Origin of the sequence: Pseudomonas izuensis, assembly GCF_009861505.1 — a bacterium.
In the GTDB taxonomy this organism is placed as follows: Bacteria; Pseudomonadota; Gammaproteobacteria; order Pseudomonadales; family Pseudomonadaceae; genus Aquipseudomonas; species Aquipseudomonas izuensis.
In genome coordinates, this window is sequence record NZ_WTFT01000006.1 from 25,754 (window position 1) to 48,499 (window position 22,746).

Below are 22,746 nucleotides of genomic sequence, written 5' to 3' on the forward strand. Positions count from 1 at the left end.
ATAGCGGTGACTTCTTTGTGTGAAAGCATTTCTAGAATTTGCTCATAAGTGAATATATATAAAGGCTAACGCCGGAGGTTACCCAGAAAAGGATTAGCACCGAACTAACTGAGCATCTTCTCATTTTGATATCGCGTATGTACTCTAGTTTCATTTTTTCAAAGACTAGCTCTTTAAGTAAATCTGCATCGTCTTCAGGGATATTGGTGATGGCAGTTTTAAGATCGATATCAGACTTGATTGGAAAGTTAAAAATGCAGTCTATGGCGCTCATTTTATAATGCGCGCTGTTGAAAAATACGCCGGTAGCATCATTTCCCTCCACGCTCTTGCCAGGGTTTTTAATGGACCAAAGTGCTCTAAATAAGACAATTATTGTGGCGGCCCACACTGCGGCAATCAGCCACATTAACAGCATTAAACATTGCGAATGAGCTGCAATGCCGCTGTAGATTGACAAGATTTCTTTGATTGCTGCGATTGGTATAAATATTACAACCATCAAAAAACCTATTTTTGCATCAATTGCACGGATCGTTGCCTGAATGTCATTTATCGCTTGATAACAGAAGTTGACTTTACGTTCCATATTGCATCTCAAGAAAATCAGTTTGCACAATGCACCGATAGATTTCAGTGGCGATAGTAGTAATGAGCCATCACTAAATGCAAGGGATGTTTCTGAGAAGCTACCTCGGAATTCTGATGGTTAGTAGCCTGTTCTACCGTTTGTATTTTTACCCGATGGTGCGTAGGCATTACGGCTCTGGAGGATAGCGTGGACTGCAAGCTTCGCAGATCCCTCATTTGCTAAAAGAGAGTTAGAACCCCTAATTTTCGTGCAGCGGATGGCGTTTTGAGCGACGAGTTAGTCGGCTGTGAATTGATATCATCATCGAAGGGCCAAGAAAACTTTTATGTTCACCGCTGGTACGCGTTATAGGGGCCTGATCCGAATTGCTCGCAGGTGGGCCGCGAGAACGCTAATGCTCCACATGGGTATGGTTCGGTGAATAATGCTGTGGCAATTTGAGCACAATATAGCCAGGTCCTGAAGCGACGTTTTCTCGGTTCCTTTTCGGTGACCAAGGGGCTCGGTGTGGTGAACCTCACAATAATTGGCGCCAATTTCTCCATAAATAAGCGTGAAGTCGAATTCACACACCTCGCAGGCTAAACAACCGGTGGCGGCAAGAACTGAAGCTTTTTTCGATGCTACGATCGAGGAGTTGCGTTCCCGTACCAGATGTTTCTTAAGCAATAGCGCCCCTTCCTCAGCTTCATCGATGAGAGTTTCTTGCGCCGAGATTTCCGAAGATGCTTGATTGATGGTTGTAGAAGAGAAATGAGCTTCCAGTTCAGCAATACTGGCTCCGCCATTGGCATCATATTGTTGAAGAAGCCTCGCATCTACTGGCACGCGCGTCGTGCCGTCACTACTTGAGCTATCACTCTTGGCTATGAACCCGGTGCTTTTACCTTCCTCCCAAATAACAACGAAAAGCGGCTCTCCGTGCTTTACGTAATCGATACGCGCCCGGTGTTCGAATAGGCCTGGCGCACCGTCTTTCTTTCCGAATAACGCGTTCTCTAGAGAGGTATGGCCCCGCACCTTCCGCCAAGCAGTGTTTTCATGAACTGCGCAATATCTGATATTTGCAGGTGGCATTATCGTCGATTCCTTTCGATACCCAGGTGGCTGTGGGAGGCGACTCGCTCGACCAGCTCAATTAGCTCGATCATCAGGCAGCGAATTTTATCTGGGATATGCACTTCATCCTTGATGTACATATCAAGTGAGTAGTCAATCAAACAGGCTTGCGATGCCTGCTATGACAGCTGCACCAACTGCCAGAGGTATCGTGACTGGCGCGGCAACGATCCCTACAGCAGCGGCTCCTACGGCTATCGTGCCAGCCGCAGCGGCCCCGAGCACTGCCCCAGATCCAGCTGCCACTACTGTCCGGCCCGCACTGACTTCGTCTGTGCCAGTGATTTTCTTGGAAATCTCATTACCTGCCGTACCCAACGCCACTGCCTTTACGATTGTCATGTCCAGCACCTCGGTTAATTTCAGCTTGAACGAAATCTAACGATAGCAAATAGATGGCGATGTGCCAGTTTTGCATTTCCAATTTTCTGGGCTGTTGCAGGTTGAGCTGTCTTGAGGCTGGCATTGCCCAGTGCGGAACAGAATCGTCCAGCAGCTTTGAATGTTCATGCCAATTTCAGTGGTTATGAACGGTCATCGACCTTTCTGCGCGCTACACGGGGCCAAGGCCAAGGTCTGTATATACATCAGAGATTTTTTCTACGTCGAGTCGATATCCGCACGTAGTCTATATTGGGTTCTATCAAGCGTTGACGGCTATAACGAATAGAAACAAGGAAGTGACGTGACGCAATCAATCCAGACAATGTCCGCACGGAGTTTCTCGACCGCATTAGCGTTGCGGCCAAATCTTGTTGCCTGGTTTTTAGGCGCCGGAGCATCAGCAGCCTCGGGAATTCCTACAGGCTATGCCATGATTCGGGACTTTAAAGCACAAATATTCTGTCGTGAGAACAACCTCTCACAGCGCGAAATCGATACCGGCGATCAGGTTTGGATTGACCGGATCGATGAATTCTTCCGGAGATCGTCGCTCCTGCCACTCGACGGCGACCCAACTGAGTATGCGGCTGCGTTCGAGGCTGTCTACCCCCAGCCACGGCACCGCAGGCAGTACATCGATGACGCTATCTCTAAAGGTACGCAATGTTTCGGGCACCGAGTGCTCGGAAGCTTGCTTGCGGCAAGGAAAGTGGATTGCGTGTTTACCACGAACTTCGATCCGCTAATTGAAGAGTCTGCTCTATCCGCCAATGCTCTGTTGCCGACCGTTGAACAAGCCCGTCCGACGGTAGCGGCTATTGATTCGAGTGAGCGTGCAATGCGGAGCTTGAGCGAGTCAGACTGGCCCCTGGTAGCGAAGCTTCATGGCGATTACCAATCCAACTCAATCAAGAACACCGGTTCAGAGTTGGAGAAACAAGACGAGCATATGAGGCACGTGCTGGTCGAGGCCAGCAAGCGTTTCGGCATGGTATTCGTTGGTTACAGCGGTCGGGATGCCTCGATCATGGAGGCGCTTACCTCTGTTCTGCGGGAGACAATGCCGTTCCCGAATGGCCTGTACTGGGTGACATCAGCGGTATCTCGACTTCTGCCCGAGGTCTCGAAGTTTCTAGAGCTTGCTCGACTTGCTGGTGTTGATGTCGCGGTGGTCGAGTGCAAGACGTTCGACGAACTCGCGGCTGACGTGATCAAACATATCGACTTACCGCCGGTACTGATGGATCACGTGATGCAGGGACGGGCCGCACCTCGTTTGGTGCCAGTCCGACTGTCGGATACTGAAGCACGGAATTTTCCGGTGCTTAGGTATTCGGCGATCTTGATCGAGTCATTCCCGCGCGTAGCGCGTCGGATGACACTTACAAACGCAGCAACTTCTCCGGCTGTCAGAGCGCTGCTTAAAGAAAAAAAATGTAGGGCCGTAGTGGCTGCGAACGGTCGCGAGTTAGCAGTGTTCGGTAGAGATGATGAGGTATTAATTGCGCTTGCATCTCTTGGTGCACAGATTGCCGGAACGGTGGCACTGGACGCGAGTAAGGACAGTTGGGCGCTTGGATTACTTTACGATTCGCTAGTCAAAGCGCTCTCGCGCCACCGCCATCTAATTCCTAGATACAAGCGATCTGGTCATTCACTGGTCGTCGCCGCTCCTCAAGAAAGCGAAGGTAACGATAGGTCGAGCCTGTGGACCCAAAAGCTTTCTCATTTGCGTGCTGCTTATGAGAGCCCGCTGACAGGGAGTGTTCCAAAACTAGGCTTTCCTTTCCAAGAAGGCATATTTCTGAAGCTGGAGCAAATTGATAGCCGCTGGTGGTGCGCTTTTGAGCCGTACACGTTCGTTGACATTCCCAGGCTGGAGCAAATCGAGTCAGAAAGTGCTGAGCGAGGCAGTGCGTTAGAAATGGCACCTGAGCGTCGAGAGGGCGATCCCGCCGGCGACTGGCGAAGAGAACGTTGGGCCCCAAAATACAACAAGCAATGGGCGGCGATAATTGGCGCGTGGGCGACTCTACTTGCCTCAACCAAAGATGGCACCGTGTGCACCTTTGGTCTGGAGGAGGGTGCAGGCATCGATGCGAAATTTGCTGTCTCGCAGATCACCGGTTGGAGCCGACCTGGCCATCATCATCCGTATTTCAACAGGACCACTTGATGGCAAGTCCCGCGAATGCATCAAAGCTTCCGCCGTTCATCCTGTTGGACGAGCCGTTGCTTTCTTTCTCTCCCTCGGATGCTGAGCAGATAGACGTGCATCCTCTGAGAGGACTTGTTAACTTCGGCCCTTACTCAAAGGGCTCATTTGGCGGATTCACTCCACGGGTTCGGATCGCAACTGTTGGCCCAGAGAGCGCGTTCAAAACTCGCGGACAACTGATGGCCTCTTTACGCGAGTCGTACCGTCCAAGCGACCGCTTAGAGTACGTGCCTCCGTACCCTGGCTTCGAACCTCTATTCCACGTGAGGCTTGAATCCGCACCCGGCGGCGCGCATATCAAGTGGCCGGACTCCCTGAGCCAGCTTCCCGGCGATGGCACGCCTCAAGAGCGGCTGTTCCAAGCAATGGACGCAGCCTTAGGCCGTCTAGCCCTAATTCGAAACGAGTTCGACGTAGTGCTTATCCATTTACCTGACTCTTGGGCTCCAGCAACACGCAGCAGGTTTTTCGATGCACACGATGTGCTCAAGGCTCTTGGCGCTAAGTACAACATCCCCACCCAGGTACTGAATGACCGAGTCTTCAAGTTTAAATACATGGCATCGCTCGCTTGGCGCCTTGCAATTGCTCTATACGTGAAAGCAGCAGGTACACCGTGGAAGTTGGCACCGCTGAAGGGTGTGCCGGTTGACACGGCCTACATCGGTCTTGCCTATGCACTACGCGGTGATCAGCGCAATGCTCATTATGTGACTTGTTGTTCTCAGGTGTTCGACATGGATGGCGGTGGAATGCAGTTTGTCGCCTTCGAGGCGCGTGATCCGGTAGTAGATGTAGCTGAGGCCCGCCGTAATCCTTTCCTGAGTCGAGACGATATGCGAGCGGTGCTTGCAAGGAGCCTCGCGCTCTACCAAGGGAGAAACGGCGGAAACCTACCCCAAAGACTCGTCATCCATAAAACTACCGCGTTCAAGCCAGAGGAAATTGAAGGTGCGTTCGATGCGTTGTCAGGCGTAGCCGAAGTTGAATGCATCGAGGTCGGTGCGGCATCGTGTTGGAGAGGTGTCTGGCTAATTGAATCCGGTCGAGCGAAGCCACTGAGCAAGCCGTCTGGCTACCCGGTTCCGCGGGGAACGATGGTTGTTCGATCAGGTAACTCAGCGCTCATTTGGGTGGCGGGCAATGCACCTGAGGTGTCTATCAAAGGCGACTACTACCAAGGGAAGAAGAGCATTCCAAAACCGCTCCAACTCATTCGGCATGCGGGTAGTGGTCCACTTGAACTCATTGCCCATGAGGCCATGGCTCTGACTAAAATGGATTGGAATAATGACGCTCTCTACGACCCAGTTCCGGTGAGTATCCGGTACTCGCAGAGATTAGCTCGGACGATCGCCAATGTCCCGGATCTGCCTGGCAATGTGTATCCGTACCGTCTATTTATGTAGCCGGGGGCTGCGTTCTATAATCTGAAAAACCGTATTTTGCGGATCCAGTCATTCATTCACAGCAATTCCCTCGGTCTCAATATTCGCTCTCGGCTACTTATTGGACCGTTCAGGATTTCCGAGCTGCGTGAATCACTCAACCGAAAGATGCAACAGACTGGTTAAATCACTCTACTGGCGTTTGGATGGTCAGTTTTTTTGCGAGGGCAGGGAGCTATGCCATGGGTAGCCCTTCGCGCTGAGCTGAAAGGAGTAATCGAATAAACGCTTCATGTACTCACCGTCGAATTTCCGTTCATGCGTTACGTCAAAATCGGCGCCAATGAACGCTAGATTAAAATCAGCTCCATCCTGCTGCGCCATACGGTAGATTCGCTCCAGGTCGCTGATCCCCTGAGTCTGAATCAATGTACTGATAGCTCGGCCGCCGATGTTCAATGTGCGGCGTTTCGTCCCGGACCACTGAGGGTCCAGCGTCCCGTTACGAATGATGTAGAAATTACGGTCGCGTCGCAAAGGTGCTCCAGTAGATTTGCTCAGCTCCATTATGGTGGTGGGCGGGTAGAGAAACACTTGAGTGATCACCCCTCCGTCCACGTGCATTTCCTGGAACTGTTTGCCATCAACTTCCACATCGATCATGACGGGTGAGACTGCACCGGGAATGCTCATTGAGGCGAGCATGATGTTGCGAAAGAGATCGAGCGCTCCCGATGCCTGACTTGAGGCAATGGCGCCCATGTTCCAAGTGACTGGCCGACCTGAGTCAAGGTCAGTGGTGCCGATCAGCAGTATTCGTCCTTTAGAGTATTCCGATGCGATCGCTGTAAGAATCTCAGCACTGACATACTTTGCGATGAGTCGCGACAGTGGCTTGCTGTCCGCTATGCCATCGCTTGCGAAACGAGTTAAAACATTTCGCGAATGAAAGATGTCTTTTGGACCGATCGCGTTGGAGACATAACGAATCACTCCATCGTACTCAGACCCTAGGAAAGCGAAAGGGGCGACGAGGGCTCCCGCGCTAATGCCTGTGACGACTTTGAACAAGGGGCGAGTCCCATGCGCCGTCCATCCAGCAATCAGTCCCGCGGCGAATGCGCCCGCATCGCCGCCACCGGAAACTGCCAGCATGTGCGCGAGCGGCAAGATAGTGTTGGGCTTTCCAGCCTCTGCGAGTACCTGGCTCTCGCGTTTGTTGGACTGCACTGCATCCTCAATGAAAGGAGAGCGATCGTGGTCCAACCTGTAACGAGCATTAGGGATGCCAGGGATCACGGCCTTTTCAGTCAAGGTTTGAGGGACGGCGTCTCGGCGGGGCAGACATGCTTGAAGAAACAAGTCCAGAGAGGCGCCAGGCCTGAGCGGAAATTGCTTCAAATCGCATCCTCCGGTTCTGCCGATCGACACTATAAAGGGCTTATCACTATCCAAAAAGTGATTACTTTGAGGCGTGAGGAGGTCATTGCGTTACTGGAGCCTCTCTTCCTCTGCCCTCACCAGCAGACGCATTGCTCGCCTGTTTTTCGTTATAACGAAACTCTGGCCCTGGGCTACGAGAGCAACAAGGCGCCGAAACCTTGGGCGTGCCTGGCTACAGCTGGTCATATAGATAATGACAGATGAACCTAATAGACCGTGGTCAAGAGCGTAGTGACATTCAGCGTTATGCGCACGCATCAAAGCGTCAGGAGTCGACCCAAAGCAGACCTTTGTGAGGTCCAGCTAACGGCTCATCGGTGCAAAGCGGAGAAGGGCGCAGCGGCCCTTCAGCAAGGCGGTGAAGCGCTGCCGAAGGCAGGCAACCTTTTGCCGCTCTAACTGATCGGGATGCGCCCGATTGTAGATTGAGATTCTGGAGTTTGCCCATTTGACGGGGGGTTCTAAAGTCGGAAGAGTTGGCTTGAAGTTTGCTTTATAAATGATTCTAATCATTTATTAATTGGCAGAGGCTTCTTAAATGAACATCAACGGATCGTTCGCTAATCACACCTATTACGCCGGCGCGAAACGCCAGAAAATCATCGAGGATAATCAGACGACTAGGCAGGAAGTTTTACCCGCCAAGTCGCCAAAGTCCGCAGCCACCAACCCTGCGGCTGCGGAGTCCGAAGCATTTGCGTCAAACTTCAATGAGGCGGTTGCCAAGGCAAAAATTCGCGTTGTGAACGCTCAACCTATACGCCTGATGTCGAAGGCTGAGGTGGAAACCAGACTCCAGAATGCTTTGACCGGCACGAAAGTAGACCGGGTTGATGAGTCGAAAATAATCGCCGGTTAACAATCCAGCACGCTTGTGCACGCCCTCCATACTTCGGCTTGGGGGCACTGTAGAGGGGAGGACGAGAATACTCGCCGAAGGTATAAAATGCGGGGCGTCTGGCCGTTTTCTGTTCATTGCGATTGGACGGTTGAATCCACAGTCGACTCTTGCCCTTCGCCAGAGGCCGTAATTGGCCGATTGCTACCCGTCCTGTAGATGTGCAATCTACTCTTTAATCGCCAGCCACCTGTGTATCCAGAATTATTAGTAGCGCCGCAGTCGCAGAATCGCATCTGTAATCACGTCTGCATTTGTGTCCAAAGTTTCCAAGGCTGCTACTGCGTTCTCTGCAACGCTATTTACTCCGTTCGTTGAAAGCCAGCTAGTAATCTCTTCTATCGCTGCACCTAGCGCGTGCTGATTGTGCAGTAGCAATGTCAGGGCATCTGCTACGGCGATCTTGCAGTCTGCGTCATCTGGCATGTCGGTCGTCCTTGAGAGGTGTACAAGGAGCCTAGTTCATCTTCTCGCTGGGTAGGGGATTGGGTGGATCGCACAGCTACCCATTTGCCCAGGGCGTTACCTGATTACAAGTGTCAGAAAACGACCATAGCGGGCTGTGCTAAGGGATCACCTCTGGATTTGCAGTCACTGGAGCGGCAAATAGTCGACCCAAATCTATACGCGAGCGATTGGCACAGCGCGGGGATGGGGAATCGCTTGACGAAACCTTCGATGCGGGCGCAGTATCTATCTACCGGTAGATAGATAGCAGTTTTTCCATCCCTAATCGAAAGCTCACGTCAGGATCAGCCCGCATGAAAATTCACGACACTCCAGGTTTTCCAAATCCAGCTCGCATTCGCATTGTTTTGGGAGAGAAAGGCATCGAGTCGCAGATCGAGTTTGTCAAAGTCGATCTTTACAACGCGGAACATCAGAAGGCGCCTTTCTTGGCAAAAAATCCGACAGGCACTGTGCCGGTGCTGGAGCTGGACGATGGGACATTCATCGCCGAATGCATCGCGATCACTCATTACTTGGACGAGCTTGACGGCAACCCTATCCTGACGGGCCGTACCGCTAGAGAAAAAGCAGAAATCCAGATGATGCAGAAGCGCGCAGACGACCAATTGATCGATGGCATTGGTGTGTTCTTCCACCACGCCACGCCCGGCTTGGGAGACGTGAACAAGCAGCACAAGGATGCCGATTGGGCACTGCGTAAAGAGTGGGGTGAGAAACACGCTCAGAAAGCCATAAAAGGAATGGCGTACTTCAACGAAGTGCTGAAATCCCGTCCATTCGTTGCAGGCGACTCATTTTCAGTCGCGGACATCACTGTTTTCTGCGCATTGATCCATGGGGATTACGCGGGCCTCAATGTTCCCGCGGAGCATGCTGCGCTGACTGAATGGCGTGCCCGCGTAGCTGAACGCCCAAGCGTGAAAAACCGTAGTGGTCAGGAATTGCTGCCAGAGGATCTTCCGCACCTGACGCCACTGCTCGAATATCTGAACAGTAAAGCTTGATCCCCAGGCTGTATTAACTACTATGCCCGGTCTTGACCGGGCATAGTCAGCTCAATACATTCAGCCATTTCGAGGGAGTTTGATCGTGGCCACAGGTGATACAAGGCAGGCAGTCATGATGGCCGCGCGTTCGATGGTGCAAGCGCGTGGCTACAATTCGCTTAGCTTTCGAGATTTGGCAAAAGAGGTTGGTGTCAAAAGCTCAAGTATCCATTATTACTTTCCTACGAAAGGTGACCTGGGGGCTACCCTGGCCCATGAATACACTAATGAATTTCTCGAGTATCTCAATCAGGTTCTTAGTGATTCCAAAGACAGAAGATCTTGCATCAAAAGCTACGTAGAGGTTTTTCGCGCGACTTTAGTGCGCGAGAACCGCATGTGTATGGGGGGGATCATGGCAGCCGAATACGCAGATCTTGCTCCAGAGGTCAGAGTAGAAGTTCTCAGGTTTACCAACAAGCTGGTTGATTGGCTGAGTATCGTCCTTGCGCTGGATGCTCAAGATCTCGACGCAGAGGCGTTGCGCAAGTGGGCATTTGCAATATTTTCGGCGGTTGAAGGTGCCCAGCTGGTTGCCCGGGGCTGTGAGGATGTACAAGTCTATGACGACATTCTCGAAGCCTATTGGAATAATGGGCCGTTCCCATCGCGCTGAAAAGCACACCGGTCAGTCGACCATTCTCATCGTTGATTTTGGGCATTCCGGGGAGTTGTAGCGTTTTTGCGCGGACTTCCGTTGGCGAGCGAATTCTTACGAGTCAGCGTCTACCTCCTGAGCCATGAACTCTTTCCTATTTCAGCTGGGAAATTACCTGACGGTTCAGTGGCCAATTGTGACTGATTGGTACCTGTCGCGTAGGGCCGCAATCGACCCAAAGCGGACGGTGGCGACAGGTAACCCAAACAGCCTCCGCTATCCTTTCCTATAGGTGATAATGTCCATTATCACCTATAGGAAAGGATTCACCCGATGGCAGGCGCTCAACCTCCTTCTGCTGCTTCACCACCACTATCTAAGGCCGCCATTGAGCGGGGCATCACCCGCTTGGGCGATCGCATAACAGAGCTTGAGCGGTTTGATTTAGAGACGGTTTCTAGTAGCGCACCTGCTGACCTAGTTGCTCTGGCCGCGGCGATTAAAGACACCTTAATACGGTGCTTTGGTGAAAACACCTCTACGTTTCGGCGCTTTCAAGGTGCGGCCATGATCCATGCCTTCCCGATCTCACTTGATGACGTTCGACCGAATAACCAACGGTACGCTCGTGAAAGTATCGATCGATCGATTGCTCTCCTGAAGGAGGCTCAGCGGACACTAAGAGAAGATCTCGTGGATGCTGAACACGCTGCCGAATCGAAGCTTGACGCAAACCTTTCGGAAAACAATACGGCTTTGTCGCGCCGTGTGTTTGTTGTGCATGGGCATGACGAAGGTGCTCGGGAAACAGTGGCCCGTTTCCTCATGCAGTTGGGCTTCGAGCCGATCATTTTGCATGAGCAAGCCAATCAGGGCCGCACGGTTATGGAGAAGGTCGAAGCGCATGGACAAGTCGGTTTTGCCGTGGTGCTGCTAACCCCGGACGATGAGGGCTGCGTCAAAGGCGGCACGCCAGAGCCGCGCGCCCGACAGAACGTCTTGCTCGAGTTAGGCTATTTCCTCGGGCGCCTCGGACGTAACAAGGTCTGTGCACTAAAGCGCGGCACCCTCGAGATTCCCAGCGATTTCGCCGGTGTGGTGTGGGAGTCCATGGAAGGTAGCTGGAAGCAAGCCTTGGGCCGTGAGCTTGAAGCCGTCGGTCATGAGATCGACTGGAACAAGGTCATGCGGGTGTAAGCCAGCTACTGGCTTCTTCCTTGTCAGTCATCAGCCTGCCCGTAATGATGAAAGGCAAGCAGGCCAAGCTGTATTTCCCGATGGTTTTGTACCGACCGAATTCGCAGTTCGAACAAAATCGTGTAAGGGGATGGCTATCTCACATGGCGCCTTAAGATCGATTGCTACCTGTCGCGAAGGGTAGCAATCGACCCAGTGGAGCCCTTCGTGAATTGCATCAATTCGGCTAAAACCAGGCTGTCGCGATCAAGGGTGGATTCAACAGGTCGCTGCTATCTAGGCTGTATCAATGCTTTCACACTATTAGCAACGCTTGCATGCGCGCCTCCTATTTTCTCCATCGGTAAACGTCTTCACTAAGCGGGCGATTTGCTGGGCGCCGCCATTCCTCCAGTTCCCCCGCGTCTGCTATTTCAAACTCGGTTCGTGACGTCCCTTTCCAACAAAAAATAGGCGGCTCGTGCCACTTTAAAACCTCATCCTCTCCGTCTCGAGAAATTTTCAGATTCGTGACACGGCGCCCATACAACCACGGATTTTGCCCACAGGAAATTCGTTGATGGGGCACCCCTTTTATCAGCAGCGGATGCTGGGCACGTTCGATCATTTCTTTTGGATGGTTAGCGTAGTAGGCCATAGATGAGGCATCGCACCTCGCGCGGAGGTAAAGGAACTCCATACACCCAGCCACTGAGCGTTCTGACCGCCGGCCGCTAAGTATTGCCGCAACTTTTTCGTAAGGCTCCTGCCGTACGTCCAGCCTCTCCCAGGTGATTAGCCATGCGATCATGTCGATGATGCTGCCATGCGATAAGGTGAAGGTCACATACACACTCTAGCCCCCAAAGCGGAAGTTGGTGGAAGGCAGCTATAGGCCGATTGCAGTCTGTTGAGACGTGCTGCGTCCGACCCATTGATGACGGTTGCGACAGGCGCCTTCGACCAGTAGCAAGCATCTAAACGAGAACTGGCATTCAGCTATTCCATTTCAACAATGAAAAATCTGATGGCGTACTTCCGCGAAGCAGGTACTTCCTGGGATCTAGTCGCTCACGCATAGATGATAGGTATCGTGCAGTGTGGCGGGCTTTCATATTTAGCCGTCGTGACTTTAATGGAACTGTCACAAGATGACTTGATAGTGGCAACGTGCCACAATCGCTACCTGCCTGGCATCCCAGGGATTTCTATTTCAATGGCCCATCGCCCTTAATGGCGGCTGACTCGGCTAAAAACAAGGATTTGGCAACGTTGACGCTTCAGCAGGATTTACTCGCGCCCGTGACCCGTACCCAAAAAATCACTTCGCTGATTACACGTGGCATGGCCGGCCTGGGTGTTGTACTCAGTGGTTTATGGGCGTTGATCACTTACGTCGTACCCGATCCAAGTACACTAGGTTTCACCTTCATTAGTTGGAAGAGCGTGGTGTTGGTGGTGAGTACCTTTCTCTTTTTGAGCGCTGTTTCCATCGGTTGGCAAATCCGTAACCTTGCGCCAGTTCTGAGAGGTGCGCTTCAGTTTTTCATGGTGATCGGCCTTTCTTTTGGCTTCTTCATTTTGGGCACCGAATATGCGAAGCCTTCTTTCGAATTTGCCAAGCTGCAATCGAAAATTGTCGAAAACGAAGGAACCAATCTGCTCGGTAAACGCATGGAAGTCCTTGATAACGTCCGCATTGAATTGCTGGGTTGCGAGAACATAGGTCGCTTGCCGACCTGCACGTTCGAGCTGACCAACCTGAACATTGATCGTGGATTTCGATTTAACGATGGCACCCTCCTGTTCGACGAAACGGGCGGCCCACTTAAACTTGATTCGGTACGCGTCGGCCAGGTGGATGACGGCTATTACAGGGCATTCCAGCTAGTCAGGAACGTGCCGACACGTGTGACGCTGAACTTTCAACAAAGCGGAAGCAAGCTGAACAGGACTCCGGCTATCAAGCTCAGTTTCCGGGATAAAAACGATGAATCACTGATGCTCAAATTCAGCGATGTTGCTATGAACTGAGGCGCTAGCCGCAAGGTGGCCATGACGAGAGGGGATGTAAGGGAGACCTCTTTGGTTGGTAGCTTTCCTCATAGCGCGTTTATCCCCTCTGAAGGTTACCCGCCCTATGCGGAAGGTTCGCCAGTGGTGGGTCACGTCGACCGTTTTCAATTTCTGCTACACATGTACCAAAGGTGCCGAGCGTTCCATTAATTCTGGTTTACGCTAGGAAACACGTGAATGCTGAGGGGAATGCGATGCTCAATCAAGTTAATCGAGCAACGCAGCCAAGGCCTCCCGAAAGGGCGAGAATAGCTACCCTCGAATTACTCGGTAGCGTCAGCAATCGGTCACTTTTTCGACTGCAATTGGTATACGAGCAGGTTCGAATAAACCAAGGCCAACACAGGCGCGTCCAAACCCTTCGCATCTGCTCGTGCCAGTAGATCGCCAATGATTTGATCGGCTTCGATAGCTCGTCCAGCAACCAAGTCTCTGTACATCGAAGAGGTTTGTGGGGATCCTTCGAGCGTAAGCAGGCGACGGGCTTCTGCTAAGAAGGGTTCGCTCAACTGGCAGCCTACTGCCTGGATGATGGTCACCACCTCGTCGATAACGCCGTCAGCAAAGTCGCGTCCGCCAATTACCGAAACTACATCACCAATACTCCCTCTCATCAGGCAATTGATGCTTCCCATTGCTGCAAGCAGAGTCCATTTTTCCCACATATCCCGTGTGATTGTGTTCGACGTTTTGGCATCAAAGCCGGCGTCGCGCATGAAGTCGTGCACCTTGGCTACGCGCTCTGAATCACTTCCGTCCAACTCCCCATAGGCGATGTCGTTAAACGTTCCTTGCTGAATGATGCGACCGTTGTCGTCAAGGCTTGTCGCTACTTTGCATGCGCAACCGAGAAGACGATCCTTGCCAAACTTCTCCGCGAGCAATTCCATGTGACGCATCCCGTTGAGCAGGGGCAGGATCACTGTATTAGGGCCAACGGCAGCAGCCATATCTTCCAGTGCTGACTCAAGCGCGTAGGCTTTTACAGCAACCAAGACGATGTCGAAGTGGCCCTGGATCTGGGTCGCTGTGATGAGCTGCGGCTCTATTTCGATGTCACCTGCGGCACTCTTGACGGAAAGGCCATGCTGTTCGAGCTGGGCAAGTCGTTGGGCTCTCACGAGGAAGGTGACATCGCGTCCTGCCTTGGCGAGCTTTGCACCGAAAAAACCGCCAGTAGACCCAGCCCCTACAATCAAAATGCGCATTTGGTAACTCCTGAATGAAACATGACTGCTTAGAATTGTAATGTGCGGGTATATACCCGCATTCTAGGTAAAGCTACACGAAATTCGGAAAAATCAAAACGGAGAAGGGATGGTCAGCGTTTGGAGATGCGGGCTAAGAGCGATTTAAATGGAAAATTATCGGTTGCCATTGATGGCGTTGGGGGAGGGTGGGCTAGGCCGTGCAGCAGACCTACGACTAATGGCTATAAGCCAGTAATTTATCTTTTAGAGTGCCAACGAAGGGGATAGGATGATGCCTATTTGACATCAAGGAAGATCATATGGCCTGGCTACCAAGCAAAGCATCTCTCGCATCTATGAAGGACGCTTTATCCGAAGCGACGAACCGTGTCAGCGAGTCTGTAGCGTCCTTTGATATTAAAGATGCCGCGCAGAGCGTGAAAAACAGCGCCGTTAGCGCTGCCGAAAAGACCAAAGAGACTTCCATCACCGCCTACGGTTTTACTAAGGAAAAAACGTTCGGAGCTTACGTCGCTGTTTCGGATAGCGTTCGTAGCATCGATTATGAAGAGCTGCGTCGAGCTGAGTTCTACAAAGATACATTCACCCAATACAAGGACCTAGGCACGGCGAAAGTGGCGGCTTCGTTTCGCGCTACTTTTGAAATTGAAAAAACAACACTGGAGATGGTAGAGGGAATCCGCAAGGGGCTGCCGGTGCCTGCTAAATCCATTGACGATATCTTTGACCAATGCAAGCGTGAAGCCATTCGTCGTACTGTCGCGTCGTTTGCTTTGGGCGATGTCATGCGCGACGTCGACAATCATAGCGCTGCAAAATACGAAAATCTGTCGGACTCCTATAAAGCATTCTCAGGGCGAACCGGTGCAGCGATGTTTGATGATCCGAATTTTGCAGCGATGAAGGATGCGCGTTACGCAGCCCGTGAGACATGGACGCCTGAAGGCTTCGACAAGCTTGATAACGGGTATTACAAGGACCAGCAACTGGATCCCTGGGGCGCAGATATTGAGCATGTGATCGCCCGCAAGGATTACTACGAAGATCTGCTGCTGCGCGCAGGTACTACGGATGATCAGTTTTTCAGCATCATCAATTCTAAGGAGAATCTGGTATTCGCAGATGACTCGCTCAATCGCTCGCTGCAAGACAAGAATATTTATAAATATCTCGAACAAAACGGGAGGCCGCGAGCCGACGATCCTGACCTGATTGACGTGACGATCCAGAAAACCGGTGAGGTTGTGACGGTTCGTAAATCAGATATCGATGAAGCCTTTAACAGGGCAGAAGACAATCGAAATGATCACCGTTGGGATGCAGCGGTAGAAATTGGATCGACCATAGCATTGACCGGTGCGACGATGGCCGCACAGCAAATCGTGGGTCTCATCGTGCTGGAAACCGTGGATATTTTCATCGATGAGATCCGCAACTTAACCGTCAACGGACGAATTCTTAATGAAGACGGCTGGCTACAGAACTCAAAGGATGCCACTGCACGGATCCAGCAACGTCTAAGCGAGCGCTTTGAAGAAAAGCAGATATGGGCACGCGCTCGAGCTGTCGGCTTGGAGGCTGGCGTAGCTGGGGCTCTGAGTGTCATTCCACAAATACTGATTTCGTTGATCATCAAGATGCCCGCCTTCGTGCTAGCGCTGGTGCGTGAATGCACGCTGAGCCTTGTGCGTTGCGTTCGTATCATGCTGAGCAAGGATGAGGCTAAGCTCGACGCAATTACGGTAGTGCTAGCGGGGACAGCCTCAGCAATTCTCGGCGTTTACGTTGGAAGGGTGATCAGTAACGCAATGGCCGGTGTGCCGCTGTTGAACAAATTCAACTCCCAAATAACCAGCGTTTTAACTGGGGTCTTGGTTACCGCCGTACCGCTGACTGCCATTTACACGTTTGATCAGAACAAAAACAAATTCACTTTCGTCACGTCGCGCCTTGGTAGGTCCGATGATTCGCAGTCAGAAGCTCATGGACCAGTTACACCATAGTTTAGTGGGAGGAGAATCCTTGCTCGTTAGTTAACTGGCGCGTGAGCCGGTTGCAGTGGGTGCTATAGCTATGAGTTCGCTGGTCATTAACGATTCACTCTCGCAGCCACATGCGTACCGGCTCCCGGCTCCGCCGAATTTGACCAGGTGGTTGATCCCACTTTGCAATCTCTGAGCTTTGACTGTGGGCAAATCGATAGAATCTACAGAAGGATTCTCGGATGCTCTTGGTGCTTAAAAGGAGCTTTCCATTCGGTAAAAAAAGGTGATTTTATATTACGTTTTTGAGGTGCTTACATTCCGCAGTGGCGTATTAGTTTTAGTTGACTAAGCTGAATAAAAATTTAGCCACTCAAGTTTTTGTCGGTTTCGACATTTACAGATGGTTAAAGGAGTGCCTACATGATGATTATAGCAAAAAGCTATTTTGCCTTCGTTACGTTATTCCTCTTGACGCTAACGACTGCATGGGCCGGCAATGTTCAAGTCGACAGGGATATGGTTGAGTTCGAAACAGGGAGAAAAACCTATCAACCGAGGAGTAGCATTGTTTTACGCTTTAATACTGCCGAGTATTTTTATGGCTCCCAAGAATATGCATATTTACCGCTGATTGTTACAGCCTCCAATGATACTTTGGACTCTGCGGGCGTCGACAACTGGTTGGTTTACGGCGTGCTCAGCAACGCGCCTGGAACTTCTGAAGAGCTGTCCAACGGTGCGGCACCTTATATTTTCAGATTTAACGCTCCAGATCGACCCGGAAAATATAAGGTTTATATAGGCAGTAGACCACTTTTCAGAGATTATCCTTTGAAGTCGGGCGCCGGATATAAAGAGGCTTTCGTTCCGCATACATTCGATGCTAGAGAGTTGGTTAAAACTGTTTTGGCTTACCCGTCCTCATTGCAAGAGGTAAGTGAGTTTGAAGTGGTCGGTGGTTTTTTGCCTCCGAGCGAGACTGCACCTGTGTATTTGCAGGTGAATGGTACGGTTCCGTCAAAAGCGAAATTTCCAGGTGGGATTTTGCTAAATCCAATAAAGTTTAGCTGGTATGTTGGCAAAGAATTTACGGGGGACAGAAAAAGTGTGCTCTACCGGTATCGTATGGAACCAGAGGATGAGGAATGGGGAGCATGGACCTCGGCTGATCAAGTAGCATATTCAGTTTTGTTGAAGGGCATACATAGATTTCGAGTTCAAGCTAAACATCTTAAAGAAGATAAATGGATTGAATCAATACCAGCGACGATGCAGTTTGCACTCAACAAGGACCATATAACTAAACCTACGCGCGAAACGCTAACCAAAGGTGGAGCGGTTAGTAATGGTAGCGTTGCTTTCAACGAGGTTTACAAAAAAAGCTATGCGCTATTGGTAGGGGTCTGGAAATTTGATGATGCGGCTGGATTTCCGCAGTTTGACGAAAAACGAATACAGAAAGATATATCCTCCATGGAGGCTGCTCTCAAAGGCAATGGCTTTGAAGTAAAAATTCTTTCGGGTGCGGTAAACAAGAGCACAGTCGTAGAGGCCCTTGATGAAATAGTTGAGTTGGCGGGCAGAGATGATCGCATCTTCGTATATTTTTCGACTCACGGCTTTCCGGATCCTTTGATGGGATCTGAGGGGTATTTAGCTACATCAGACTGTGTACTCAAGAAGCCCACAGTAGGATGCTTGAGATTGAATGACTTATCCGTTACTGCCGAGCGTGCTTTGGATGGGAAACAAGTCAAACAGGTTCTCTTCGCAATCGATAGCTGCTTTTCAGGGTTAGGCGTAGTGCGCAAATCAGTAGCGGTTCCAGATCTAACTCGACTTGCTGTACCGCAGGGTGCGTACATGCTGACGGCGGGGATGGCGGATCAAACTGCCGCCATTGACCGGGATTTTGGAATGAGCACCTTTACACATTTTCTTTCCAGTGGTCTAAGTGGCGAGGCTGATATTCTTGGTAATAATGGGATGATTACGCTAAGTGAGTTGTTCGTATACGTCCAGTACAAGGTGGCGCAGCGAACGGATTCAAAACAAATACCAATGCTAGGGAAAATGAGGGGGGATGGTGAAATGCTGTTTAATCCGTTGAGCGGCAATTAAACTAACGTGGAGGGTAGTGGTGATGCTTACTAGGCGATCTGTGCTAAGTTGTTCTTTAGGACTACTTCCTTTATGGGGGGATGTTGTATTCGGAGGCAGTGAAGCGCCAGCGAATGACGAATACGCTGATGTTCTAATGGGAGACAGATGGATTACTGAATGGATGTTGGTGCGAAAGATTGATGACGCCGGGTTAGTGAAGACTCCAAATGGGGTGATGTCGTTAGGTCGTTTTGCAGATCCAGTCTATTACATGAATAGTGTAATTGGTTGGAACCCAAAAGGAGGGCAAGTAGGTAAGCATCAACCAGTGCGGGTGCCGATTGGTTTCGTCACTGATTTCGCAAGCATACCAAGGGTTTTTTGGTCGGCGCTCCGTCCAGACGGTATCTACACCTACGCTGCGGTCATCCACGATTATTTATATTGGGAGCAGTATCTTTCTCGCGAAGAATCAGACCAAATATTTAAATTCGCCATGGAAGATTTCAGAGTCAGTACCCCCGAAATTAATGCAATATATTCCGCTGTCAGGCTCGGAGGGCAGAGCGCCTGGGATCAAAATGCGCGATTGAAATCCATGGGTGAGAAACGAATTTTAAAGCGAACGCCTTTAGATCCCACGATTAGATGGTCGAGCTGGAAGCTCCTGCCCGATGTGTTTAAGTGAGCTGCCTATAAATTTTCATTACTTACGAGCACGGTGTCGTCGATTCATCCGGAAGCGTCAGCGCTTGACTCAAAACGGGTATTCAATGCCCATGTTCTTCAAATCGGCTGTATGGTGTATTCTCCACTACAAAAAAGTAGGTTATTAAATTAAGAGTTGCACCAAGTGACCTAGGCGGCACTGCAATTCAACGCTGCAGAGCCGTCATACCAATATTTGATCTTGCGTCAGCGATGTTTTTTGGTCACTTTTGCTTCAATAATTATTGAATCATTCGGTATTTCTAATTTTATGTAGGTATCCTCGTCGGAGGCCTCGACCAGTGTTGTGCTTCCGACGCCCCGGAAGGTTATGGTAACATGTTCAAATTTTTTGAAATCGCTAAGTTTAGAATCTAAAGGGTTCGGAAGAATATTTGAAAACGGAGACTTAACATAAATTGTTGCGTTTTCAATTCTTATTTTTGCCAGTTGCATTGATTTTTTTAGTAGGTCTGTCGTTACGCCGCCGACTATCAAAGGTATCGCAATCAAAAGAGCACCTATGATTAGTCGTTGTTGTTTCAATCCATCTAGTTCGTTATTAAAATTTTGACCGGCCAATGTAAAGGTCTTAGCGGACCTTTCTAGCTTTTTAATTTTATTTGTCGTATCTGTGTACCCGGAATATACCATATAAAGTGCAAGGGGTAGCAGTGCTAATGGAGCGTGCTCAATAGGCGATTTATGTCCGAGTATGATAATAAAAAATATACCGAACAACCCAAGAAAACCCGAAAAAAAGGTGATTGGCTCCAATTTCAAAGCGGGCTTGAGACTTTTATTTTTTTGAGATTTAGATAGTCGAAGGCCTAGCTTTAAAAGCATTTTTAGTATCGGTGAAAACAAGATTCCCGTAGCGGTTAACGAGGCAGTAAAAACCAAGTACACAAACCCAAAACAGAGCGCCGTTATTAAAAATAACAGGCCATCACCTATTGATACTCCCTGAGGGTAGTGCCCATTAATAAGTGAGTAAAAAATAATACAGCCACCACCTATAATAAGGCCGATCTTTGACGTTAAGGTTATTGTTTTTGTCAGAAAATCAATGGATTTTTCGACGTAGCCCGGAGTGCTGGACATTTCTTTTGCTCTATCTAGTTGTTTCATGAGTAATTATTTTTCCCCCTAGACCGATGGCGGACGTTTGAGGATTATCGGAAAAGCTAAAATCGGTTTTCAAAGAAATTTCGCCGTGGGCGAACTTTTTCTACTTATCGGCTTTGTTTCAACTGGTGAGGTAATAACCGTAGACAGTATATGAGGCCGAATTTTTCCTCAGTTTAAAATCCATGATGGTCAACTCTGCAATGGCCCGCTCAGCATCGCCCAGAGAGCTTCAGCGGCGCCTTCCTGGCTGAGCTTCGATGAGCTTGATCCGGACATATTCAACATCTGAGTAATGTATAGGATCTGGTCATCGCGCTCCACGGTCAGCATTTCGTTGAAATCATGCCCGGATGACGCTTGATTCGAATAGGTAATTCCGAAGAAGCGAGGAGGGCTATTCACTTTGTGCCGACCACACAATGCTTTGGGCTCATTCATCGAGCTTAATTTCCAGGCGTTTTAGCCTCGACGCCAATGTAGTGGGTTTAAGCCCTAATAGCTCGGCAGCCCCTCCTTTCCCAAACAGTTTGCCGGATGTGGCCTTGAGAGCCGCCTGCACGTTATTGCGCTCTAAATCTCTGATCTGCGCGTCGGTCAAAATTGCAATGGAGGCTGATGGAGATTGAGTGCTTGGAGCAGGCGCTTTTGATTCATCGGGCAAATCGAGGTTTAGGTCCGGACCATTGGAGGTTATTAAGGCTCGCTCAATGACGTTCTGTAATTCGCGTATGTTTCCCGGCCACGAGTAGCGTTGCAGTGTCTCAATGTCTGAATGACGGAGGCGGCGATGTTAATCAACAGCCCTCAGGGACGCCATGGCATAGAGCAACTTTTTTACCTACGATTGGAGTTAATGTCATGAGCAACGACACCACACGCCTCGCGCACTACGTTGATCCAGCAAACCCGGCACTGCCAGCTACAGGCATGAAGCTCGACCTGTCTCGTGCAGCCCTGGTCGTCATCGATCCTCAGATCGATTTTCTCAGCCCAGAAGGCGTGAGCTGGGACGTCTTCGGCAAAAGCATTGTCGAACACGATACCGTTAAGCACATTGGTCAACTGTTCGCCGCAGCTAAGGAAGCCGGAATCACCGTGGCGGTCTCGCCTCACTACTACTAGCTGCTGCCACCGCAAACATCGGTGTCAACACAGCTGATCTTTTTCCACGCGTTACATTGAGTGGTTTCCTTGGCTTTACAGCGGCTCGAGGTTCGCAGCTGGGCACTGGGGCTGCACAAGCGTGGGGACTTGGTCCGAGCATTACCTGGGCGGCGTTCGACTTGGGCAGTGTAAAAGCTCGAATCCGTGGAGCCAACGCCGAGGCTGAAGGAGCGATGTCCTCTTATGAGCAGCAAGTGTTGCTCGCTCTGGAGGAATCATCGAATGCGTTCAGCGATTACAGCAAACGCCAAGAGCGCTTGGTGTCTCTGATCCGGCAGAGTAATTCCAGTCGTGCTGCCGCGGATATTGCCGGGCTTCAATACAAAGAAGGTACCGCGGACTACTTGGTGTTGCTCGATGCCGAGCGTGAGCGTCTGAATGCTGAGGATGCACAAGCACTTGGCGAAACGGAGCAATACCGATCCATCGTAGCGATCTACAAAGCGCTCGGAGGAGGGTGGGATGCGAGTTCAGGTTCGGGTGTAAGCATCAACTCACCGAAAGGGTGACGATCCACGTGTGTTAGGAAAATCCCCAGAGCCATTTGGCCAGGGGATTTTTTTGTTGGATTGAACCTAAAAATCTCACATCACAGCAAAGCTATTGAGCCTTCATTGGTAGCCTTACGGTGACTTCCGCGCTCGTGCTTTCTGAATCATGTCGTCCAAGTCCGCGATCATTTCGTCGACATCTATCTCTTGCCATTTATCACCGCAATCCGTCGCAATAATCATCTCTGCGAACTCCGGGCTGCACTCTCGGATTTCATGCATGTGTTCCTCCGCAATAGAGGTAAACACCCAGACACCGGTTATCTCCTGACCGGTTAATCGCCCCCGATCTTGGAGCGACAGCAGCGCGGAAAAATACTTGCTGTCTCGTAGACTGGGATGAGTCGACATCACCTCTCGACGAAGCGCCGGTGAGGCGATACCACCCATGGCGAGCCGTAGGATTAAATTGTCCAATTCAGTTGTATCGTCCATGGGAATCTCACTGCCAGTTAGTTGAGCGTACGCCGTGATCGATCATTAG

General features: G+C 50.5%; 18 protein-coding genes and 3 pseudogenes. 12 read left to right on the top strand and 9 right to left on the bottom strand.

Features of this window, described 5'->3' with window-relative positions; translation table 11 throughout:
* Positions 1 to 31: 31 nt before the first annotated feature.
* The gene (locus GPL81_RS05420) at positions 32 to 589 is read right to left on the bottom strand and encodes a hypothetical protein (protein ID WP_160105608.1); all 558 of its coding nucleotides are present in this window, start codon (positions 587 to 589) and stop codon (positions 32 to 34) included.
* 348 nt (positions 590 to 937) lie between these two features.
* On the bottom strand, positions 938 to 1,669 hold the full coding sequence (locus GPL81_RS05425; RefSeq protein ID WP_160105610.1) for an HNH endonuclease: 732 nt from the start codon (positions 1,667 to 1,669) through the stop codon (positions 938 to 940).
* A gap of 727 nt (positions 1,670 to 2,396) precedes the next feature.
* Between GPL81_RS05425 and GPL81_RS05430 the strand changes: the two genes are divergently transcribed.
* Entirely contained in the window at positions 2,397 to 4,271 is a 1,875-nt protein-coding gene (locus GPL81_RS05430; RefSeq protein WP_218585633.1) for an SIR2 family NAD-dependent protein deacylase, read from the top strand.
* Positions 4,271 to 5,722, top strand: coding sequence for an argonaute/piwi family protein (locus GPL81_RS05435; RefSeq protein ID WP_160105612.1), 1,452 nt, complete (start codon positions 4,271 to 4,273; stop codon positions 5,720 to 5,722). Before GPL81_RS05430 ends, GPL81_RS05435 begins: the two co-directional genes overlap by 1 nt.
* A 189-nt stretch (positions 5,723 to 5,911) precedes the next feature.
* On the opposite strand, the gene GPL81_RS05440 is transcribed toward GPL81_RS05435, so the two are convergent.
* The gene (locus GPL81_RS05440; RefSeq protein ID WP_160105614.1) at positions 5,912 to 7,102 is read right to left on the bottom strand and encodes a patatin-like phospholipase family protein; all 1,191 of its coding nucleotides are present in this window, start codon (positions 7,100 to 7,102) and stop codon (positions 5,912 to 5,914) included.
* Positions 7,103 to 7,682: 580 nt separating this feature from the next.
* On the opposite strand from GPL81_RS05440, the gene GPL81_RS05445 reads away from it, so the two are divergent.
* Positions 7,683 to 8,003: a hypothetical protein gene (locus tag GPL81_RS05445; protein ID WP_160105616.1), complete on the top strand. Its 321-nt coding sequence runs from the start codon at positions 7,683 to 7,685 to the stop codon at positions 8,001 to 8,003.
* 246 nt (positions 8,004 to 8,249) lie between these two features.
* On the opposite strand, the gene GPL81_RS05450 is transcribed toward GPL81_RS05445, so the two are convergent.
* Positions 8,250 to 8,468, bottom strand: a complete 219-nt coding sequence (locus GPL81_RS05450) for a hypothetical protein (protein WP_160105618.1) — start codon at positions 8,466 to 8,468, stop codon at positions 8,250 to 8,252.
* A gap of 335 nt (positions 8,469 to 8,803) precedes the next feature.
* Between GPL81_RS05450 and GPL81_RS05455 the strand changes: the two genes are divergently transcribed.
* The 4 genes from GPL81_RS05455 (at position 8,804) to GPL81_RS05470 (ending at position 13,367) form a co-directional block, all read left to right on the top strand.
* Positions 8,804 to 9,517, top strand: coding sequence for a glutathione S-transferase family protein (locus tag GPL81_RS05455; protein ID WP_160105620.1), 714 nt, complete (start codon positions 8,804 to 8,806; stop codon positions 9,515 to 9,517).
* 85 nt (positions 9,518 to 9,602) lie between these two features.
* Positions 9,603 to 10,175, top strand: a complete 573-nt coding sequence (locus GPL81_RS05460) for a TetR/AcrR family transcriptional regulator (protein ID WP_246218889.1) — start codon at positions 9,603 to 9,605, stop codon at positions 10,173 to 10,175.
* 315 nt (positions 10,176 to 10,490) lie between these two features.
* Positions 10,491 to 11,354: a TIR domain-containing protein gene (locus GPL81_RS31340; RefSeq protein WP_178122566.1), complete on the top strand. Its 864-nt coding sequence runs from the start codon at positions 10,491 to 10,493 to the stop codon at positions 11,352 to 11,354.
* A 1,149-nt stretch (positions 11,355 to 12,503) separates the two neighbouring features.
* Positions 12,504 to 13,367 carry a hypothetical protein gene (locus tag GPL81_RS05470; protein ID WP_246218890.1) on the top strand — a complete coding sequence of 288 codons (864 nt, stop codon included), beginning with the start codon at positions 12,504 to 12,506 and terminating at the stop codon, positions 13,365 to 13,367.
* A 329-nt stretch (positions 13,368 to 13,696) separates the two neighbouring features.
* Here the strand turns inward: GPL81_RS05470 and GPL81_RS05475 are convergent, their stop codons facing one another.
* The gene (locus GPL81_RS05475) at positions 13,697 to 14,617 is read right to left on the bottom strand and encodes a ketopantoate reductase family protein (RefSeq protein WP_160105622.1); all 921 of its coding nucleotides are present in this window, start codon (positions 14,615 to 14,617) and stop codon (positions 13,697 to 13,699) included.
* A 302-nt stretch (positions 14,618 to 14,919) separates the two neighbouring features.
* Here GPL81_RS05475 and GPL81_RS05480 point away from each other — a divergent pair, with 302 nt between their 5' ends.
* The 3 genes from GPL81_RS05480 to GPL81_RS05490 all read left to right on the top strand — a co-directional run bounded on the left by GPL81_RS05480 (position 14,920) and on the right by GPL81_RS05490 (position 19,396).
* Positions 14,920 to 16,623, top strand: coding sequence for a hypothetical protein (locus GPL81_RS05480; protein WP_160105624.1), 1,704 nt, complete (start codon positions 14,920 to 14,922; stop codon positions 16,621 to 16,623).
* 402 nt (positions 16,624 to 17,025) lie between these two features.
* Positions 17,026 to 18,726 (top strand): caspase family protein, encoded by a 1,701-nt coding sequence (locus tag GPL81_RS05485; RefSeq protein ID WP_160105626.1) that lies wholly within the window; start codon positions 17,026 to 17,028, stop codon positions 18,724 to 18,726.
* A 163-nt stretch (positions 18,727 to 18,889) separates the two neighbouring features.
* Positions 18,890 to 19,396, top strand: a complete 507-nt coding sequence (locus GPL81_RS05490) for a DUF1353 domain-containing protein (RefSeq protein WP_160105628.1) — start codon at positions 18,890 to 18,892, stop codon at positions 19,394 to 19,396.
* Between the two features lie 227 nt (positions 19,397 to 19,623).
* Here the strand turns inward: GPL81_RS05490 and GPL81_RS05495 are convergent, their stop codons facing one another.
* The 3 genes and pseudogenes from GPL81_RS05495 to GPL81_RS31920 form a co-directional block, all read right to left on the bottom strand.
* On the bottom strand, positions 19,624 to 20,547 hold the full coding sequence (locus tag GPL81_RS05495) for a hypothetical protein (RefSeq protein WP_246218891.1): 924 nt from the start codon (positions 20,545 to 20,547) through the stop codon (positions 19,624 to 19,626).
* Positions 20,548 to 20,736: 189 nt separating this feature from the next.
* Complete coding sequence (locus tag GPL81_RS05500; protein WP_160105630.1) at positions 20,737 to 20,985, bottom strand: hypothetical protein; 249 nt, start codon at positions 20,983 to 20,985, stop codon at positions 20,737 to 20,739.
* A pseudogene (locus GPL81_RS31920) lies at positions 20,978 to 21,334 on the bottom strand (AAA-type ATPase lid domain-containing protein); the annotation flags it as partial. The pseudogene GPL81_RS31920 and the gene GPL81_RS05500, both read right to left, overlap by 8 nt.
* Before the next feature lie 71 nt (positions 21,335 to 21,405).
* Between GPL81_RS31920 and GPL81_RS05510 the strand changes: the two are divergent.
* Positions 21,406 to 21,666: pseudogene (locus tag GPL81_RS05510) on the top strand (cysteine hydrolase); the annotation flags it as partial.
* Positions 21,666 to 22,220: pseudogene (locus tag GPL81_RS05515) on the top strand (TolC family protein); the annotation flags it as partial. The pseudogenes GPL81_RS05510 and GPL81_RS05515, both read left to right, overlap by 1 nt.
* A gap of 114 nt (positions 22,221 to 22,334) precedes the next feature.
* On the opposite strand, the gene GPL81_RS05520 reads toward GPL81_RS05515, so the two are convergent.
* Positions 22,335 to 22,697 carry a hypothetical protein gene (locus tag GPL81_RS05520; RefSeq protein ID WP_160105632.1) on the bottom strand — a complete coding sequence of 121 codons (363 nt, stop codon included), beginning with the start codon at positions 22,695 to 22,697 and terminating at the stop codon, positions 22,335 to 22,337.
* Between the last annotated feature and the right edge of the window lie 49 nt (positions 22,698 to 22,746).

What these genes read in the sequence shown, in the direction of transcription:
- GPL81_RS05420 (WP_160105608.1), bottom strand. Translation starts at nt 589, where the DNA reads ATGGAACGTAAAGTCAACTTCTGTTATCAAGCGATAAATGACATTCAG.
- GPL81_RS05425 (WP_160105610.1), bottom strand. Translation starts at nt 1,669, where the DNA reads ATGCCACCTGCAAATATCAGATATTGCGCAGTTCATGAAAACACTGCT.
- GPL81_RS05435 (WP_160105612.1), top strand. Translation starts at nt 4,271, where the DNA reads ATGGCAAGTCCCGCGAATGCATCAAAGCTTCCGCCGTTCATCCTGTTG.
- GPL81_RS05445 (WP_160105616.1), top strand. Translation starts at nt 7,683, where the DNA reads ATGAACATCAACGGATCGTTCGCTAATCACACCTATTACGCCGGCGCG.
- GPL81_RS05450 (WP_160105618.1), bottom strand. Translation starts at nt 8,468, where the DNA reads ATGCCAGATGACGCAGACTGCAAGATCGCCGTAGCAGATGCCCTGACA.
- GPL81_RS05455 (WP_160105620.1), top strand. Translation starts at nt 8,804, where the DNA reads ATGAAAATTCACGACACTCCAGGTTTTCCAAATCCAGCTCGCATTCGC.
- GPL81_RS31340 (WP_178122566.1), top strand. Translation starts at nt 10,491, where the DNA reads ATGGCAGGCGCTCAACCTCCTTCTGCTGCTTCACCACCACTATCTAAG.
- GPL81_RS05475 (WP_160105622.1), bottom strand. Translation starts at nt 14,617, where the DNA reads ATGCGCATTTTGATTGTAGGGGCTGGGTCTACTGGCGGTTTTTTCGGT.
- GPL81_RS05480 (WP_160105624.1), top strand. Translation starts at nt 14,920, where the DNA reads ATGGCCTGGCTACCAAGCAAAGCATCTCTCGCATCTATGAAGGACGCT.
- GPL81_RS05485 (WP_160105626.1), top strand. Translation starts at nt 17,026, where the DNA reads ATGATGATTATAGCAAAAAGCTATTTTGCCTTCGTTACGTTATTCCTC.
- GPL81_RS05490 (WP_160105628.1), top strand. Translation starts at nt 18,890, where the DNA reads ATGTTGGTGCGAAAGATTGATGACGCCGGGTTAGTGAAGACTCCAAAT.
- GPL81_RS05495 (WP_246218891.1), bottom strand. Translation starts at nt 20,547, where the DNA reads ATGAAACAACTAGATAGAGCAAAAGAAATGTCCAGCACTCCGGGCTAC.
- GPL81_RS05500 (WP_160105630.1), bottom strand. Translation starts at nt 20,985, where the DNA reads ATGAATGAGCCCAAAGCATTGTGTGGTCGGCACAAAGTGAATAGCCCT.
- GPL81_RS05520 (WP_160105632.1), bottom strand. Translation starts at nt 22,697, where the DNA reads ATGGACGATACAACTGAATTGGACAATTTAATCCTACGGCTCGCCATG.